Source organism: Mucilaginibacter metallidurans (assembly GCF_003286435.2).
Lineage (GTDB): Bacteria > Bacteroidota > Bacteroidia > Sphingobacteriales > Sphingobacteriaceae > Mucilaginibacter > Mucilaginibacter gossypii.
Genome location: NZ_CP043449.1, coordinates 2,236,319 through 2,254,489 on the forward strand (window position 1 = coordinate 2,236,319; position 18,171 = coordinate 2,254,489).

The 18,171-nt window shown below is 43.6% G+C and carries 13 protein-coding genes; 8 read left to right on the plus strand and 5 right to left on the minus strand.

The features are described 5' to 3' along the window. Positions 1-38 precede the first annotated feature (38 nt). Positions 39-1,247 (minus strand): MFS transporter, encoded by a 1,209-nt coding sequence (locus tag DIU38_RS09735; protein ID WP_112652407.1) that lies wholly within the window; start codon positions 1,245-1,247, stop codon positions 39-41. A gap of 568 nt (positions 1,248-1,815) precedes the next feature. On the opposite strand from DIU38_RS09735, the gene DIU38_RS09740 reads away from it, so the two are divergent. The 3 genes from DIU38_RS09740 to DIU38_RS09750 all read left to right on the plus strand — a co-directional run bounded on the left by DIU38_RS09740 (position 1,816) and on the right by DIU38_RS09750 (position 4,340). Then, positions 1,816-2,838, plus strand: coding sequence for an alpha/beta hydrolase (locus DIU38_RS09740; RefSeq protein ID WP_112652406.1), 1,023 nt, complete (start codon positions 1,816-1,818; stop codon positions 2,836-2,838). Positions 2,839-2,864: 26 nt separating this feature from the next. Then, on the plus strand, positions 2,865-3,923 hold the full coding sequence (locus DIU38_RS09745; protein WP_243770773.1) for an alpha/beta hydrolase: 1,059 nt from the start codon (positions 2,865-2,867) through the stop codon (positions 3,921-3,923). A 114-nt stretch (positions 3,924-4,037) separates the two neighbouring features. Continuing rightward, entirely contained in the window at positions 4,038-4,340 is a 303-nt protein-coding gene (locus DIU38_RS09750) for a hypothetical protein (protein ID WP_112652404.1), read from the plus strand. A 188-nt stretch (positions 4,341-4,528) separates the two neighbouring features. Here DIU38_RS09750 and DIU38_RS09755 read toward each other — a convergent pair whose 3' ends face one another. The 3 genes from DIU38_RS09755 to DIU38_RS09765 all read right to left on the minus strand — a co-directional run bounded on the left by DIU38_RS09755 (position 4,529) and on the right by DIU38_RS09765 (position 8,269). Beyond that, on the minus strand, positions 4,529-6,676 hold the full coding sequence (locus DIU38_RS09755) for a sensor histidine kinase (protein WP_167516133.1): 2,148 nt from the start codon (positions 6,674-6,676) through the stop codon (positions 4,529-4,531). Positions 6,677-6,831: 155 nt separating this feature from the next. After that, positions 6,832-7,164 carry a hypothetical protein gene (locus tag DIU38_RS09760; protein ID WP_146750379.1) on the minus strand — a complete coding sequence of 111 codons (333 nt, stop codon included), beginning with the start codon at positions 7,162-7,164 and terminating at the stop codon, positions 6,832-6,834. Between the two features lie 130 nt (positions 7,165-7,294). After that, complete coding sequence (locus DIU38_RS09765; protein ID WP_112652543.1) at positions 7,295-8,269, minus strand: heme-binding domain-containing protein; 975 nt, start codon at positions 8,267-8,269, stop codon at positions 7,295-7,297. A gap of 1,947 nt (positions 8,270-10,216) precedes the next feature. On the opposite strand from DIU38_RS09765, the gene DIU38_RS09770 reads away from it, so the two are divergent. From DIU38_RS09770 to DIU38_RS09790, 5 genes are all read left to right on the plus strand, one after another. After that, positions 10,217-10,978: an SDR family NAD(P)-dependent oxidoreductase gene (locus DIU38_RS09770; RefSeq protein ID WP_112652401.1), complete on the plus strand. Its 762-nt coding sequence runs from the start codon at positions 10,217-10,219 to the stop codon at positions 10,976-10,978. Positions 10,979-11,049: 71 nt separating this feature from the next. Continuing rightward, on the plus strand, positions 11,050-11,661 hold the full coding sequence (locus DIU38_RS09775; protein WP_112652400.1) for a TetR/AcrR family transcriptional regulator: 612 nt from the start codon (positions 11,050-11,052) through the stop codon (positions 11,659-11,661). Positions 11,662-11,716: 55 nt separating this feature from the next. Further along, complete coding sequence (locus DIU38_RS09780; protein ID WP_112652399.1) at positions 11,717-13,081, plus strand: TolC family protein; 1,365 nt, start codon at positions 11,717-11,719, stop codon at positions 13,079-13,081. Between the two features lie 12 nt (positions 13,082-13,093). Beyond that, positions 13,094-14,146 (plus strand): efflux RND transporter periplasmic adaptor subunit, encoded by a 1,053-nt coding sequence (locus DIU38_RS09785; RefSeq protein WP_112652398.1) that lies wholly within the window; start codon positions 13,094-13,096, stop codon positions 14,144-14,146. 9 nt (positions 14,147-14,155) lie between these two features. After that, a complete protein-coding gene (locus DIU38_RS09790) occupies positions 14,156-17,215 on the plus strand; it encodes an efflux RND transporter permease subunit (RefSeq protein WP_112652397.1) in 3,060 nt (1,019 codons plus the stop codon). A gap of 369 nt (positions 17,216-17,584) precedes the next feature. Here DIU38_RS09790 and DIU38_RS09795 read toward each other — a convergent pair whose 3' ends face one another. Continuing rightward, on the minus strand, positions 17,585-17,926 hold the full coding sequence (locus DIU38_RS09795) for a helix-turn-helix domain-containing protein (protein WP_112652396.1): 342 nt from the start codon (positions 17,924-17,926) through the stop codon (positions 17,585-17,587). Positions 17,927-18,171: the final 245 nt, after the last annotated feature.

The window sequence follows — 18,171 nt, forward strand, 5'->3', positions numbered from 1 at the left end:
GCATTAATGTCAATTTTGTGATACCCAGATTGTAATATTCAGATCTTGTTCGTTTCACGCTTGAAAACCTTAAAGCCAAATAGTGCTATGGTTAGTTGAAAAGTTGTGAAAGTGATCAAGGCCACAGCCCAGCCGTAAGGAACCATAGCCCCGAACAACAGACTTCCTAAACCAAATCCCATGAATAAGGTAAAAACATTAAGCCCCATTGCCTGCCCCGGCTGATTTTTCCCCAAATCAGTCACTATCCCGGCCAGAAGAGGCTGGCTTAGGTCATATCCCAATGACAGGATGGTTATAAGTAAACAAGCCATCCACAACGGCAGGTGCAATGCAAGCAGTCCGACGCTCAGCGCACTTAAAAGGATTCCCGAAGGTAATAAGCGTTTTCGGCCGTTTTTATCGGCCGCCCTGCCAATAAAGGGGCCAAAAATAAATCCGGGTAAGCCATAGCCCATCAATGCCAGCCCTATCTGCCACTCGTTAAGACCATAGTTGTCTTTTAAGTACAATCCCAACCAGGTAAAAACGCCTGAATGAAAAATACCGTTGCAAAAAACGTAAAAGTAAGTCCTGAGGCCGCGCCTTTGTGCAAGAAGGTTATAGTAGCCGTTTATGATGGCAGTTAAGGTGATCCCGGTAGTAACGGGTTTGGGTAGCCGAAGCTTTTTGATGCCAAAAACGAGCAACAATAGCGCTATACTTGCAAGGATAGCCAACCCTATGAATAAAAATCTCCAGCCGACAACGGGTGCGACGGCTACACCCAGGGTAGATCCTGCGGCGGCTCCACCAGCCATGGCGCCAAAAAGCAGGCCCAGCGGCCTGCCCCTCTCCTCAAAACTGAACAGTCTGCCTGTTAGTGATACGGAGATCGGAATGACACCGCTGGATCCTACACCGGTTAAAAACCGCCATAAAATAAATTGATCCATGTTTGCTGCCGTAGACGTAAAAAATGATAAGGCTACAAAAGCAGTCAGCGAGGCGGTAATGATCGAGGTAGGCCCGAACCGATCTGCCAACAGTCCGAAAAAAAGGGTAGAAACTGCATAAGGAATGAGGTAAGCCGGAATCAGTATTCCTGTCAGTTGCTGGGACACACCGAAAGTCGTTGCCAGGCTGGGTATCAATGGCGCAATCATATAGGCCTGAAAGAAAATGATAAAGGTTGCGGAGGCAAGCAGCCATAGCAATTTTTCGCGGTTTTTGTCAGATATGGCGGGTGTGGTTAATAAGTTGTTCATGAGCGGCGATCTGAATATTAATGAAGTAAATGCCAGTTGAAAGTTTCTTAACGGAAAGGTTGGCTCCGGTCATATTCACGGATTTCAATTCTGATGCCTGTTTTTTAGTTTTCTGTTAATGAGTGTTTTATGATTTAATATTTGTTTTAATTCATGCGGTATACCGCTAATTAGCCTGCTATTAGCGATTTCCATAACGCAAACAGCTTTAGTTAAATATTGATCTAAGCCTGCCCTAAAGGATTGACAAGGGGGGCTTGTTTTTCCGGTGAATACCTGTGCGTTTGTTTTTAGCCGAATATAGCCCCGCCTGATAATCATTCGCTATGCCGATTTTCTGCAATGGTGCAGTCATTCTTGATATCTAAATAAAAAGCCTTCATAAAGTGATATTTCGTGACCTATAAATTGAGGTCTACAAAATAAGTATCTGATTGTTAGTTATTTAAATAGTGGCACCAGTTTCGCCTATCCAGATAGCAATAATGGCTGCAATTCGTGAACTAACGCAAGTTCACTATCAACAGCCATAACCCAACGGGCACAATCATTTATTAAAATCAAAACAATGAAAACAATTAGTAATGATGGTAATGTGGTCATACCACCATATGATCAGGATCCGAGACTTTCAAAAGAGGTGAGGGAATTTCTTAAAGCTTTAAACGCCCCAGGTAACGTAGCGATTGAATCGATGCCCCCGCTGGAAGCACGAAAAGTGCTGGAAAATGCCCAGCTATCTGTACCCATAGATATGTCAGGCATCGAGGAATCGGAACGCACAATCAATGCTGACGGCTATGAAATTGTGCTGAATATTGTACGCCCCGAAGGCATGAGAGGGGTTTTACCGGTATTTATTTTTATTCATGGTGGTGGCTGGTTGTTAGGCGACTACCCAACACACAAAAGAATGGTGCGCGACCTCGTCGTGTTATCCGGAGTGGCCGGCGTATTTGTGAATTATACACGTACCCCCGATGCTGCTTATCCACAGGCGATCAATGAGATCTACGCGGCTACCAAATGGGTAGCGGAAAACGGTCATGAGATTAATGTGGACGGCAAGCGTCTGGCAATTGCGGGAAACAGTGTTGGTGGCAATATGACAGCAGTGACCACCTTGAAAGCGAAGGAGAACAACGGTCCGGAAATAAAATTGCAGATCATGATGTGGCCGATCGTTGACGCCAATTTTGATACTTATTCGTATCAGCGATTTGGTCAGGAGCGATTTCTGACTACACCACTGATGAAGTGGTTTTACGATATGTATATCCCAGATCCTAAGCGCCGCAACGTAATATACGCATCTCCATTGCAGGCCACTAAAGAACAGTTGGCAGGCTTACCGCACGCATTGATCCAGGTAGCAGAGAACGATGTGCTGCGTGATGAGGCCGAAGCCTATGGAAGGAAACTGGACGAAGCCGGCGTTAGGACGACGGTAGTACGTTATAACGGCATGATCCATGACTTTGGATTGCTTAATCCGCTGGCGTATATCCATCCCACTCGTTCACTGTTTGAACATGCTGCCGCTGAATTGCGCAACCACCTGATCAAGAAAGATAATAACCTCGGAAATTAATAATAAGCTTAACTAAAATTATAAAAATGAAAAATCTATTCATGACCTCAACGAAACCGGCAGGATACCTGGCAGGTATTCTGTTATTAATTATCAGCAGCGCTTTTAACGCGCACAGCCAGGTAAAAGATTATGCAACTGATGACCATCTCAGCCCTGGGGTTAAGACTTTTCTGAAGACGCTCAATATCGGCGGACCCGGGTTGGAAACACTCACACCTGAAAAAGCCCGCGAGGTTTTGGTCAGTATACAAAAAGCTTATCCGGTTGATATGTCCGGCGTTACCATCTCAGAAAAAACGATCAAAGTTGATGGCAAGGACCTCCAATTAAATATCGTTCGTCCTGAAGGTTTAAAGGGAAATCTTCCGGTGTTTATTTATATACATGGCGGCGGCTGGGTGTTAGGCGACTTTCCGACTCACAAGCATATGGTAAGGAACCTCGCCGTACTTTCGGGTTGTGTAGGGGTTTTTGTTAATTATACCCGCACGCCTGATGCTGCTTACCCTACGCAAATCAATCAGATTTATGCCGCAACCCAGTGGGTTGCCGAGCACGGCAATGAGATCAACGTGAATGGTAAAAAGCTGGCGGTTGTGGGCAATAGTGTTGGTGGCAATATGACCGCGATAACCGCTATTAAGGCCAAAGAGAACAACGGCCCGGAGATCAGCCTGCAGATCATGATGTGGCCAATACTTGATCATAATTTTGAAACGGATTCTTACAAGGCTTATGGTCAGGACCGGTTCCTGTCAACACCAGTAATGAAGTGGATGTATAATATGTATATACCTGAAGATAGCAACAGAGATGACATACATGCTTCACCCGTAAAAGCCGGCCCCCACCCGTTAAAGGGTCTGCCTCCTGCACTGATTCTGGTGGCAGAGGAAGATATCTTACGCGATGACGGCGAAACCTACGGCCGTATGCTGGAGCAGGCCGGTGTGCCTGTAACAACTGTTCGTTACAATGGCGTTATTCATGACTGGGGCCTGCTGACCGGGTTAGCAGACCTTCCGCAGACCAAATCTCTTTTTATTCAGGCGGCCGCAGAAATGCGTAAATATTTAAAATAAGCAACAGATACCTGGCAAAATGAAAACAACAGTATTGATTACCCGCTTGTTATTGGGACTGATCTATTTTGTGTTCGGCCTGATTTCTTTCTCAAATTTACGCCGGTTCCTCAAATGGGAAAGCAAGGAGATGACTTTCTTAAAGCACCGATTTCTTCAGACTACTTTTTTCAATTTTTGAAAATAGTGGAAATTGTAGGTGGTTTCTTTTTATTAATCAACCGGTATACAGCGTTGTTTTTATTAGTGCTGTTGCCGGTAAGCGTAAATATTTTCTTGTTTCATATCATACTGGCACCGGCTGGGGTACCTATGGCGGTTGGTGTTCTTTTATTAAATGTTTTTTTATGCCTTGCCTATCTGAAATATTATCTCAGCGTTCTTACGGTCAAGCCTGATTCCGGCTGGTTATCCTGACCTTGTGTTACTTATACCTTAGGTCTGTGAGTTTATCAGCATTAACCCCGGCAAACGCAGTTTACTCCTAAGGAGCTAAACTGCGTTCCTGTAAACTGTCCGGCTGGAGGCTGATCCTTAAAGTGATCTGACTCAGATGCCCTTGAACAAGCAATTAAATGATTTTGACAGACACAGTTACAAAATATTTAACCGTTCCGTGCGATTTCCGTCTCGGTCAATGCGTCATTATTGTAGGTTACCGGTTCGATTTGAAACTCGATCATGATGGAAGTCCCATTTCGATTTTGGATTTCGAGGCTGCCATTGATATCATCGGCCAATCCCCTGATAAGTTTGAGGCCAAGTGAATTGGACGGGCCTTGAAGATGGTCATGTTGTATGCCGATTCCGTTATCGGAGATAATCAATTTAACCTTAGGGCCGGAAGTATACATCTTAATGGATATTATGCCATTTGTTCGCCCTTGAAACGCATATTTGATCGCATTGGTCACGGCCTCATTGATGATCAGCGAGAGCGGTATGGCGAGTGATACTTCAACTTTTATCAGGTCCACTTCAAGCTCAAAATATATCTTGTTGCCGGTGCCGGTACTGTCTTTAAGATAACCGATGAACTCAGGTAAAAAAATTGCCATGTTAACCGTTTCAATATCTTCCGACTGGTAAAGTTTCTGATGGATAAGTGACATGGCGTAAATTCGGTGCTGGCAATTTTCAATCGCATGTAAAGCGTCATCCTGTAAATTGATCGCCTGCGATTCCAGCAGGCAAACGACCGTATGCAGGTTGTTTTTCACGCGATGGTGCACCTCTTTTAATAACCATTCCTTCTCCTTTAAGAGATGCTCCAGTAATTCGTTTTTCTTTAAAATGATCAGGTTGTTTTTTTTACGGATAGTACTTTGCCGGTAGAATAAGGCGGCAATGACCACTACGAGGAAAATACCGACGATAGTCACGTTTTTGATCAGATTTAGACGTTGTAGTCTTCCCTTTTCTAAAGCGGAATTTTGGTTAAGTATTTTGATCTGGTCTTCCTTTTTTTTTGTCTCATATTTAATACTCAATTCCTGAATGTCTTTGTTCTTTTTTTCGGTTAAATAAAAATTATCAAGTTCTTTGTTACGGCTCAGGTGTGCTATCGCAGATTTGTAATTACCAGTTGCTGAATCAACCTTAAAATACAGGTACTCGATCTCGCTACGCGTAGATATTTTAAGTTTTTGTTTTACCTCGTTAGAAATCCGGTCAAGATAGGGCCGGGCTTTGGCATAGGACTGCGTCTCGACATAGAACTGTGCCATCTCCTGATGATCGGCCCGAAAGGCCTCGTGTACGCTGTTTAAATAATTATAAGCATTGAGTAAATGCCTTTCAGCCTTTCTAACGTTTATCTTTTGGTAACAGCGGCCTAACTCACTTTCATAGCGCGCATTTTCTGATCCTGTTGCTGGAAACTCTCGCATTCCTCTTTGAAGGTAGTCAATCGCTTCGCCGTAACGCTTCATGGCTCGTAACGCGGCCGACACCTGGGTAACTAATTTAGGAGCATCATCATTGAACATGCTGGGATGGACCTTTTGTGCATCAATCGCTAGCTTCAGATATTCAATAAACTTTTCCGGTTGTTTGTTACTGTTATAAAAATTTGCAAAAGCGCCGTAACAGTCAGCTAATGCAAGCGGATCATTTAATCTTTTCTCAAGTTCCAGGGATCTTTGGGCTAGTTCAAAACCTTTTTTATAATCACCAGTAGCCATGTAATAAACGTACATTGGCAGGTACACGTACTCGAGATAGGGATAATGTGCCGTTTCACTATCTTTAAGCAGGGCTGTAAAGTCTGCTTCTATCCCGGTATAATTACCATAATAGCGGAAATAGGTCAACAGGACCCTGGCGATGATTTCTTTTTCTTTATCATTTGCCTTAAGGGACAAATCCCTGGCCTGCCGTGCATATTTCAGCGCATCACCGTAATAGCCATCCGTAATTTCATTAGCTTCATAAAAATTTTTGTAGCTTAAAGTCAGCAGCATGTTAATCCGTTCGCCACCTGTAACGGATGGCAATAAAGCATCTGCTTCGGCAACACGGTGACGATCACTTAATATTTCAGCCATCCGGATCTGGGCGAGGGAAAAACCCTTCGTATATTTAAGTTGTCCGCTTAGCTTTCCTGCCCGTTCCGCATACCCTTGGGCAGTGTTTAGATCAGACTGTTTTCGCAAGGGTTTATTATAATATAGGTTAGCCAGATCTAAAAGCACCTTTACCTGGTTTAAGTCGGGCTTGCTATGTTTCAGCTGTAACTGTAAATAGCTTTCCATGGCCGCAGGTATAGGCTTTGGATAGCCATAGTATTGCCCCCGGACCTTTGCAGGCAGAAAAATCGCAAGCCAAACGCATGTGATCGCAAAATAAAGATAAAATGGTCTGCTTGACTTTGCTTTGGGATTTCGGATCATTAGCGCTTAAAATATTTTTAGGGCATAATTGAAGGTTTCTGGTCTAAGATAAAATTTTTCCTTTGATTCGGTTGTGCCGATAAGCCGTTAAAAGCTAATTTTTTTCTTTCAAAAAGCGTATACCTGATGCTGTCTGTCCGGTTGTCTGAACTAAGCATTTCAACCGACAATAATTCACCCGGGATGTTATTTCCGTACCAATAAGGATTCTCCTGCTGTTTCCAGGTTACCAGAGCCATGGCTAATCCCCGTGCACCTCTCAGCCTGCTTGACCGGGCTGCACGCATGGCGATATCATTTGCATAAAGGGTGGACATGGTGCCAGCTTTTTTATCAATCAGCGTACTCATAACTTTATAATTTGATGGATCAAACCCGGCGTTCTTAGGTATTGTCGCCCTGGTATTCGATTGTTGATCCACAAAGGGTGCCCCGGCACAGCCGGCTATAGACAGAGCCACAGCAACTAAAAGAAAAAATCTAACGACTTTCACGACGTTCAGTTTTAACAGGAATAGTAAATACATAATCTTGATTTTTCATAGGCCGGTGGCAATTGATACACTCTGATGCAAATAATGCGGTTTTTCCATACGGTACCATTTTCAATGTTTTAAAACGGGCAAATCCCCAGCCACCCGTAGAAGCATACTTTTGCGAATTTTTGATCATGAAATCCAACTGTACAAATGCACCGGTGCGCGCATTTCCGGCAGAATCTGTTACTTGTGTCCAAAGCGCTTTGGCGAGCCGGGCTCCGTCGGGCCATGGACGGGTCTTATGAAGACTGACTGCCTGAATAGCGATCTCATTGCCAAATATTACCCGCATGGTCCCGCTTTCAAAGCGGTTGCTGGTGCTCAGGACTTGCCAGTTCTTATAGTTCGGATCATAAGTGATGCTATTGGGTGAAACGGGAAGAATGGACTGCGCCTTCGTATGCAGCCATTGCTGGTATTGGATAGCTTCGGCATTGATTTTCGAAGTATCAGAAGGCTCATAATCCACAAGGCTGGCAAGGTAGTTTTTTAAGATAGTTAATTCCTTATCGGATACTTTAGCCGCCGGGTGCATAAAAACGTAATCTGCGCACGGCATCGCACCAAGCGCGGTATGATTGACCGCCTCCCATAATTTTTGTTTGCGTTCAGCCGGCGTCAGTTTATCCCATTCAGAAAAATTCAGGTGTGCGCGCCCTTGCCTGATGTGCCGGGCGACCAGCCAGTAAGCGGGTACGATCTGATCGCCCCATCCTAATTGAGTTTCATTGGAATGGCAATCATAACATGATTTTTTAAAGATTGCTTTAACGTCGGCCGGCAAGGTGATATCACGAGTTACCGGGCGTTCTTTTAATTCTGGGCGTAAAAACTGAACTGCCACCAACAAGATCAGAACCATAAGGCCGATACTGGTGAATGCCTCACGGCTGAATAATTTTGGTAATGGGTTCATAATTGATTTGATCTTTGGCTGTTCTGCAGATTGGATTTTACCAACTATATTTAAACCATTGATAGCCATGCCGCCTGTTCAACCAATGGAGCTCTATTAAATTGCTTTAGCCATAAATGTGCCTTTGCTTAATATTTTCATAGTCAATATATTAGCTTGTTTTTGTGGCGTGCGTGCCGGCGATATTTCACTTTTAATAATGGAATAAGTGAAATTTCAATAATTACATTGTTCAATCCTGCCGAAAGCTGTCGCTCAAAAGATGCAGGGCTCTGTTATATCGTCGCGATGTATATTGTAAACTGCTTGAAGAATGACGATCAGGCAGGAAAACATCATCAGGTGTGTCGTAAGAAATAATAAGATTTCCATATTGCTTTTGTTACAAGGAGTATTGATTGGCGATCCAATCTTTAACTAATCACCACCCGGTTTTTATTTTTTGCTGTCTAGGGTGTAGGCAACACGCAATGAAGTTAATTTTGCTGTTGTCCAAAACGTATTTGAATTTGCCGGTAGCCTCATAGCGAATGCTGTGAGAAGAAGAATGAAAGCCGTGATCTTTGTGAAATTTTTCATGTTTATGAAATTAATGGATGATTGATTATCTATACAGTATGTGCAGTAACTCCAGGGCTTCGAGGTAAATTGCCAGTGTTCTGCCTTGCAGTTTCCGAATTTTCATGCATAACAGTATAAATGGCCAGCAGACTTGGTTTCGGCGACCGAGCACCGGAACTATTGGGTTTGCGCAATTTTCCGATGTGATCCTATTGTTGGGGCTAAGGCTGTTCGAGCCTTCGATTCCGGTATTTCCTATCTGCATGGCGTCAACTTTTTTGATGAACGATATGACAGGATTAGGGCAGAAGCAATGCCATTGGTTTAATTAATTGATAATTAATTGTTTAATAATTTCACATAATAGCATTTGCTCATGTCATATCGCCAAAGCCACTCGTGACTAATGAAATATGGATAAGACGGGCTGCTTTTTTGCGAACCGCGCTCTGTCTTCCCAGGCGATTATAAAAGAAAAAAAATTGCAATATCGGAAAAAGGGGTTGAATTATGGAAGATGAGAGCTGTCCAGAAAACAGTGGAGGTCAGTTAAGTGGCCGTCAACAACATATGTTCACGGTTTTGCTCGATGATTTTTGGAAAACCAATCTGTGATAATTGTGCCAAAAATGACAAAGAGTTCTGCTGAGACGGCTTTACGGGATACACAGAATTTGATTGAAAAAGGTATTTTGGAAAAAGAGCGAGGAGGCCGACGTAACACCACGTACATTTTAAAAATGCTCTAATGTGATAGGTCTGATATTTAAAGTTTACTATTAGTAATCTGTTTATTTTCAATTATTTAACAAGTAATTTAGTTTCTATAGACTCAAAATCTTTTGGTTCCTGGTTCGAGCCAAATGGGCGCACCCAACTGTGCAAGCATGAATTTTCATCGCTTGCCCTTTGCTTTTTATCTTGTAACCAGTTGTTAATCTATCAGATAATATCTGCAACCTCGTTTATCCGAGCGGTTCTATCTCTCAATTTCAAATGTGAATTTTCCCGGAAATACTGAACCTATTAATTCCCGGTTTAATTTGCGATCATCCAGGCTAATTAATCCATTTATTGAGGACAAGGCAGACACAGCTCTGTTTAAATCATCATCAATACTGCGTGTGGCTATAGGTAGTTCACTTATTTTTGCTTCCAGTGCATTATCGATTTTACTGAGGCACTGTTTTTAATCGCGGTGCCAATGTTTGAAGCTACATTCCATCTCACGAAATATTCCTTCCTTACTTTCACAGCAAGTTTTTACTCGATTTAAAATTAATTTATTAATCCGACTATCATGCTGACGTCAGATTAATAAATTAATTTAATTATTTAAACACTGTTCAATAATTTTGACATGTTTAAAATATTAACCAGATAATCATGAAAAAAGTATTGATCACAGGAGCGAGCGGGGGCATAGGGCTGGAGATAGCCAGACGCCTGGCTGCTCAAAATTACCGGGTAACACTGGTAGCCCGTAGCGAGGAAAAGTTAAATAAGGCAGTAAAAGATCTGGATGGTACTGGCCATACCATTTTGGTTGCGGACCTGACGGATAAAGACAACCTGCAAAAAGTAGCGGATCATTTGAAAACCGGGGAATACAATGTTCTGATCAACAATGCAGGTGCTGGTATTTACGGAAAGTTTATTGACATTCCATTGGACGAGCAACTGGCAACCATGCAGCTCAATATGAACGCCCTTGTAACCCTGTCTTATGCGTTTTTGCAAAATGCCAGGCAGGGTGATGCTTTGGTAAATATTGGTTCCCTGCTTGCGCATTCTTCCCTCCCGGGCGGTTCAGTTTATGCAGCTACCAAAGGTTTTGTCGCCAACTTCTCGGAATCACTGTGGTATGAGTTCAAGAAAAAAGGAGTTTTTGTGATGGGTTTTAATCCCGGTGCTGCAGCCTCAGACTTTCATTCAAATGCAGGCGGACACACCAGTGATTTTCCAAAATTTGTAATGTCTTCTGTTGAGGATGTCGCCGAAGAAATGGTAAAGGCTCTGGAAAACAGGCGGAAGCCGAGAGTGGTGCAAGGTTGGAAGAATAGGTTCATGCTATTTGGATTCAAATTATTGAGCCGAAAATCCGCTGTAAACATTATGGGACAAATTAGCCCCGGCATGAAAAACTAAACGCCGAATCGTGGTGCGAAATTTCGCCACCCGGCCGGCGCTATTATATTTGTATCTTATTATTAATAAAAATGGGCATAGCAGAACGAAAATTGGAAGAGAAACAGGAAATGCATAAACGCATTTTAAACGGAGCACGTAAAGTATTCCTTGAAAAAGGCTATGAACAAGCCAGCATGCGTAGTATCGCCAACGAGATCAACTACAGCCCAGGCTCTATTTATTTTTACTTTAAAGATAAAAGTGAGATCTTCCAGGAACTGCATAAGGAAGGGTTCGGGTTACTGCTCAACCAGTTCAAAGTTTTAGACAAGGTGGGTGACCCTTTTGAGCGCCTGAAAGCAATGGGCCGCATCTTTATCCAATTTGCACAAGAAAACAAGGATTATTATAACCTGATGTTCCTGGTGGAAGAACCGGCAAAAATGTCCGAAAATGATGGTGGCTTTAAGATAGCACAGGAAGCGATCGACCGCCTGGCTTCTGTAATTAAGGACTGCCAGAAAAAGGGAAGATTCAAAGATTTGGATACAGAAGATCTAACCTTTATGATCCTTTCCGCAATGCACGGCATTTGTGCCCTCTTCTGCAAAGACCGTACTACAAGTTTCATAGGCAGAACGAACGAGGAACTGATGCAGAGCGGCTATGAGTGTTTTGTCGCGCTCCTTGAAAAAAGTTAACGCTTTTTTTTGACATTTTATTGAACAATGTTTAAAATTATAACAGTGATTAAAAATGAAATCTAAAACACATATCCAATATGGTTTTGTCCTGGTGGCGGCAGCCTTGATAGCCGCTACCTCGGCAAAAGCTCAAAGCCGGCTGGATGAATACATCCGCGAGGGGCTCAACTCTAATCAGAGCATTAAGCAACAGGACTTTGTACTCGAAAAAAATGTATATGCATTGAAGGAAGCAAAAAGCATGTTCGGGCCCGAGGTTACCTTTTCAACCACCTATACGAAAGCCGACGGCGGACGGACGATAGAATTTCCAACGGGCGACCTGTTCAACGGGGTTTATTCTACGCTGAATAAACTGACCGGCAGCAATGCTTTTCCGCAGTTACAAAACCAGCATATTCTGCTCAACCCGGATAATTTTTATGACGCCAAGTTTCGCACCACCCTTCCAATTTTGAATGCGGAGCTCATCTATAATAAGCGGATCAAGGCGCAGCAGGTGGATCTGCAAAAAACCGAAGTCCAGCTTCATAAACGCGAACTGGTCAAAGAGATCAAAACGGCTTATTATAATTACTCGAAAGCCATTTATGCTACCGGGATCTATGAATCCTCGCTCCGGCTGGTGGAAGAAAGCCAAAGAATCAATACCAAGCTGTATGACAACAGTAAAGTAAATCGCACAGTTGTGCTCAGAAGTCAGAACGAAGTATCCAGGATCAATGCCTCACTTACCGGCGCAAAGAAAATTGCGGAATCGGCCCGCTACTATTTTAACTTCCTGATCAATCGCTCGCTAACGGACAGCATCCTTTTGGATGATATTACCACGCTACCCGCAAGGGAGCAATTGTTGGGGAATAGCGTTAGCGGCAGGGAAGAATTATCCAAGCTCAGGATCGCAAAAGACATTAACGGCAACCTGAATGGGCTCGCCAAATCTTATATCATCCCCAAGCTGGGCACCTTTATCGACCTTGGATCGCAGGCGTTCGACTGGAAGTTCAATAGCCAAAGTCGCTATTACTTATTAGGCGTTTCCCTGGAATGGAACCTGTTTTCCTCCGGGAAAAATAGTTACCGGGTAAAACAAACGATTGCAGACCGAGAGGCCCTGGCATCACAGACCGACTATGTACAGCAGCAACTCCTTACCGAGCTTAAAGTACGCCAGGCCGCCATGCAAAGCGCCATTGCACAATACGAAGCGGCACAATCCCAGTTGAAGACCAGCCAGACCTACTACAACGATATGGTCAAGCTATATAAGCAAGGAATGGCCATTTACATCGAACTGCTGGATGCCCAAAATCAGTGGATAGATGCGCAGCTTAATGCCAACATTGCCATTTACGACACCTGGATAGCCTATACGGCCATCGAACGAGCTAATGCCAGTTTTACAATTCAACAATAAAAACATACAACAATGAAAAAACTTCAATTACTCAGCATAATAATGGCAGCCATATTCCTGCTAACCTCCTGCAAACAAAAACACCAGGAACAAAATGCAATGGGTGAACCGGATATCATCCCCGTTAAAACAGCATCGGTTTCCATATTAGGAGTTCCCGACCACATTAGTGCAACCGGCCTGGTGAGCACCGAAGATGAAGCCAAATATGCTTTTAAAATAGGTGGTGTGATCAGCCGGATCTTCGTACAGGAAGGGCAGTTCTTTAAAAAAGGCCAATTACTGGCTACGCTCAATTCAACCGAGATTTCAGCCGGTCTGGCTCAATCCAGCCTGGGTGTGGAAAAGGCACAACGCGATTACAGCCGTGCAATGAACCTTTACAAAGACAGCGTTTATACCTTAGAGCAGTTACAAAATACTAAAACTGCCCTTGACGTTGCGCAAAAGGCCCGGGAAGCGGTGGCGTTTAATGACCGCTATTCCAAAATATACGCAGCATCCGATGGTTTTGTGAGCAAGAAGATCGCCAATGAGGGCGAAGTGATTGCCGAAGGAATGCCGGTGCTGCTCATCAACTCTACCGAACAGCACAACAGTTATTCACTAAAGGTTGGCGTAACCGACCGCGAGTGGGCCATCATCAAACCGGGGCAAACAGCCAAAGTCACGCTCGATGGATACGCAGGCAGGCAATTTGATGCGGTGGTATTTCGCAAGTCGCAGGCTGCAGACCAGGCCCTTGGATCGTTCCAGGTAGAGCTGAAGCTGAATTTAAGTGGCATAAAACCTGCGGTTGGCATGTTTGGCAAGGCGGAAATAGCCACCCACCAGGATGAAAGTGTGATGGTGATCCCCTATGGATCGCTGGTGGAGGCCGATGGCAATAAAGGTTTTGTGTTTACTACCGTTAGCGCGACCCGTGTAAAAAGAGTGCCGGTTACCATCCTGAAGTTCGATAACGACAATGTATATCTCAAGGATAAACTGGAAGGTATAGACCAGATCGTGGTTTCCAACAGCGCCTACCTCAACGAACAGTCCATTATTAAAATCATCAAGTAAGCTGCAGTTATGAAAATCACAAATTTCGCAGTTAAGAACTACCAGTTCACACTGATCATATTTTTGCTTGTCGCTGTAGTAGGCGTATTAACGTTGTTTACCATGCCACGGTCGGAAGACCCAACCACCCATCCGCCGCAATACCTAATCACTGTGATCTATCCAGGCGCGAGTCCGAAAGATATGGAAGAGCAGGTGGTAAAACCCATTGAGAACAAAATTTACGGACTGGAAAACATCGAAAAGATCCTGACCACTGTGGAAGACGGTGTTGCGGTTATCCAGCCAAAGTTTAAATATGGCGTGGACGTAGACAACAAATACCAGGAGATATCGACAGAGATCAACGCTTTAAAAAATAGCGAGCTTCCAAAAGATATTTATCTGATCAAAACAGAAAAAATATCCTCATCTGATGTAAAGGTACTGCAAGTGGCGTTAGTTTCTGATAACGCTTCCGGAAAGTTATTAAGGGATGAAGCGGATATTTTGAAAACGCGCCTGGAGAAGATCACCAACCTGAAGGATGTTAAGTATTTTGGAATGCCCGAGCAGGAGATCCGTATCGACATGCAGCTGGATAAACTGGCACAGTTAAAAATACCGCTCAATGTGGTCATAGGCAGTTTACAAAGCGAGGCAGCGGATATCCCCGGCGGCGGCATCAATTTGGACAGCAAGATATTCAATGTAAAAACCAGCGGTAAGTTCAAGACCGTCGATGATGTAGCCAATACCGTTATTTATAATGCGAACGGCAAGATCATTTATCTGAAAGACGTGGCCGATGTGAGCTACAAGGATGGCATTGTCGATCATATCACCCGGCTGAACGGGCACCGTTGTGTGCTGGTTACAGCGGGGATGAAAGACAATGTGAATATCGCCAGCTTACAGCAGGAGTTTTTACCGGTACTGGATGAATTCGGCAAAAGCCTGCCCGAGAATGTCCGGCTTGTTAAAAACTTTGACCAGGCCAACATGGTTTCCGAGCGTTTGGGCCACCTGGGTTTTGATTTTGGATTAGCCATCGTTTTAGTGATAATTACCTTGCTGCCATTAGGATTCAGAGCGTCCCTGATCGTGATGATCTCTATCCCGCTTTCTTTGGCGCTGGGGCTCATTACCATGAATTTATTGGGATATTCCCTAAATCAGCTTAGTATCGTAGGGCTTGTGGTGGCATTGGGGTTGCTGGTGGACGATAGTATCGTAGTGGTTGAGAACATCGAGCGCTGGCTCCGCGAGGGGCATTCGCGAAAGGATGCTATCCTGAAAGGCACTCAACAGATAGGGATAGCGGTTATAGGCTGTACGGCTACCTTAGTTATTGCCTTTTTGCCACTTGCCTTTTTGCCCGATATGGCAGGTGAATTTATTCGTAGCCTGCCGATGGCCGTGATGACCAGTGTATTAGCTTCTATGATCGTGGCCTTAACGCTTGTGCCTTTTTTGGGTAGCAGGATGCTCAAAACCCATACACATGGCGAGGGTAACTTCTTTTTAAAGCACTTGCAACGTTTCCTCACCAGGTCTTATGCCCGGGTAATGCCGCTTGCCTTAAAGTGGCCCAAAACCACTATTGGTATCTCCTTAGCTTTAAGCGGACTTGCCTTTTTCCTTTTCACACAAACCGGTTTTAAGCTTTTCCCAACCTCTGAAAAGCCGATGTTCCTGATCAATATCAAACTGCCCCTGCAAGCCGACATTCCCGAAAGTGACCGCGTGACGAGGTTGGTAGAAGGTGAACTGAAGAAACACAAAGAGATCGTTTATTACACATCTAACGTGGGCAAAGGCAATCCACAGATCTATTACAACGTACACCAGCAGGATGTAAAGCCTGATTTTGCCCAGGTATTCGTTCAACTGGACGAAGAGACAAGTCCAAAATCGAAAACAGATCTGATCAAACAACTGCGAAAAAAATTCAACGATTTTCCTTATGCAAGGATAGAAGTTAAAGATTTTGAACAAGGTACTCCGATTGAAGCCAATATTGTGGTGAGGGTTTTTGGTGAGGATCAGGACACCTTACGGAAGCTTTCCTTTAAAGTGGAGGAGGTCCTGAAAAAAAATCCGGGCACTTTTTATATCAACAACGAATTGAATACCTATAAGTCAGACGTCAAAATAAAAATTGACAAAGAGAAGGCCCGTACCTTAGGCGTGTTAACCAGCGATGTGGATAAAGTGGTAAGGATGGCCGTGGCGGGTTTAACCGTTGGTGACTATATTGATGACAGGGGCGATTCGCGGAATGTGGTGATCACCCTGCCCAGAAATAAGTTCTCAAACCTGGATGCCCTGAAGAACCTGTACGTAAATAATATCCAGGGCACGCCCGTACTGGTTAACCAGATTGCTACTATTTCGTTTGAAACATCGCCAACGGCGATCAACCATTTCAATAAATCGCGCTTTGTAAAAGTTACTTCCTTAACAAAAGAGCACGTCTTGGCCAATGATATCCTGAAAGAGGTTGTTCCTGAACTGAATAAATTAAAAATGCCGCCGGGCTATTATTACAAGTTATCCGGAGAAGCGGAATCGGAAGGCGATGCATTAGGCGGTAACTTTCTGTCGGTGATCATCCTGAGCACGTTTCTTTTCGTTGGTGTGCTGCTGTTGCAGTTCAAGACATTTAAAGGGATCATTATCGTACTATCGATCATACCCCTGGGTATATTGGGCGGTGTGGTATTCCTGCTTTTCACGGGTAACCCGATGTCACTGGTTTCTATCATCGGTTTTATAGGTCTGTCAGGCATACAGGTTAAAAACTCGCTGCTACTGGTTGATTTTACCAACCACCTGCGTGAGGAAGGCCATAGCATTGATGAAGCAATAGCGATGGCAGGCGAAACCCGATTTCTACCCGTTGTGCTTACTTCCATTACGGCAATCTGCGGTTTGCTTCCAATTGCCTTGAACCCCAATCCATTGATCGCACCGTTAGCGATTGTACTGATCGGCGGGCTGATCAGCTCGACCATACTGTCGCGTATAGTAACCCCTGTAATGTATAAATTGATTCCGCCACCTTTAGACAGCAATGCGGAACAGTAAATATATAATACAGCTATAAAAATCATGACGTTCACCCTCTTTGATAAGAAAGCATCAAACGGGCCAATATCAGCTGATATCGGCCCGTTTTTTGAAGATCGTGATAAACCCCAAACAAAAAGCTTCAATTGTGAGGAAGCGATTTGTAAACTGACTTTTCAAGATCCAGATCATGGCAGACTAACCGCAGCCTCAAGCTATGATAATAGTATATGGAGTTGCAGAAAAATGATAATAATAAACTTTCTCATATTACAAAGATGGTCCAATATCCCCTCTCAGCGTGGAGACGGATAATGGTTTAGCCTACACATTTTAATATGTCTACTAATAAATCTTAAACTTCTCACTGTTGGTCGTTATTGTTTATTATTCGGATTGTTTTCTATAGTCCGTGGGAGAGAGACCTGTCTTACGACGAAAAAAAAAGGCAAAATAATTGGGATACTCGAAACCCAGGCTACGAGATATCTCGCCTATGGTCAAAGTGCTATTTAAAAGTTTTTGTTGAGCCAGGGTGATCGCATAGTTTTGAATATAATCTGTAGCAGATTTACCAGTCAAGTGCTTAACGAGATCACCAAAATAATTTGTTGATAAAAAAGCTTTCTCTGCAAAGTAGGCCACTGATGGAAAACCGGAACGGGCCGCCTCATTTGCAAAATATCCTTCAAGGTTCGAATGAAAGTCGTTTATGACCTTGTTAACCATTACCCCTCTACTCTGAAACTGCCTTTTGTAGAAGGTTTCCGTATAAGCTAAGATCAGCCCTACATAGGATAGTAGGATATCTTTACTGTATTACCGAACCAGTTTTCGTACCTCATTTGAGAGCACCCATAAATTTTTTAAATTGACCGGTAACTCGCTGGCTCCATATTTTAAAGCAGTTTTCATAACGATATTCCGAATTTTTATACGCCACTAGGCTCGTAAATCCTAAGTGGATCTCCATT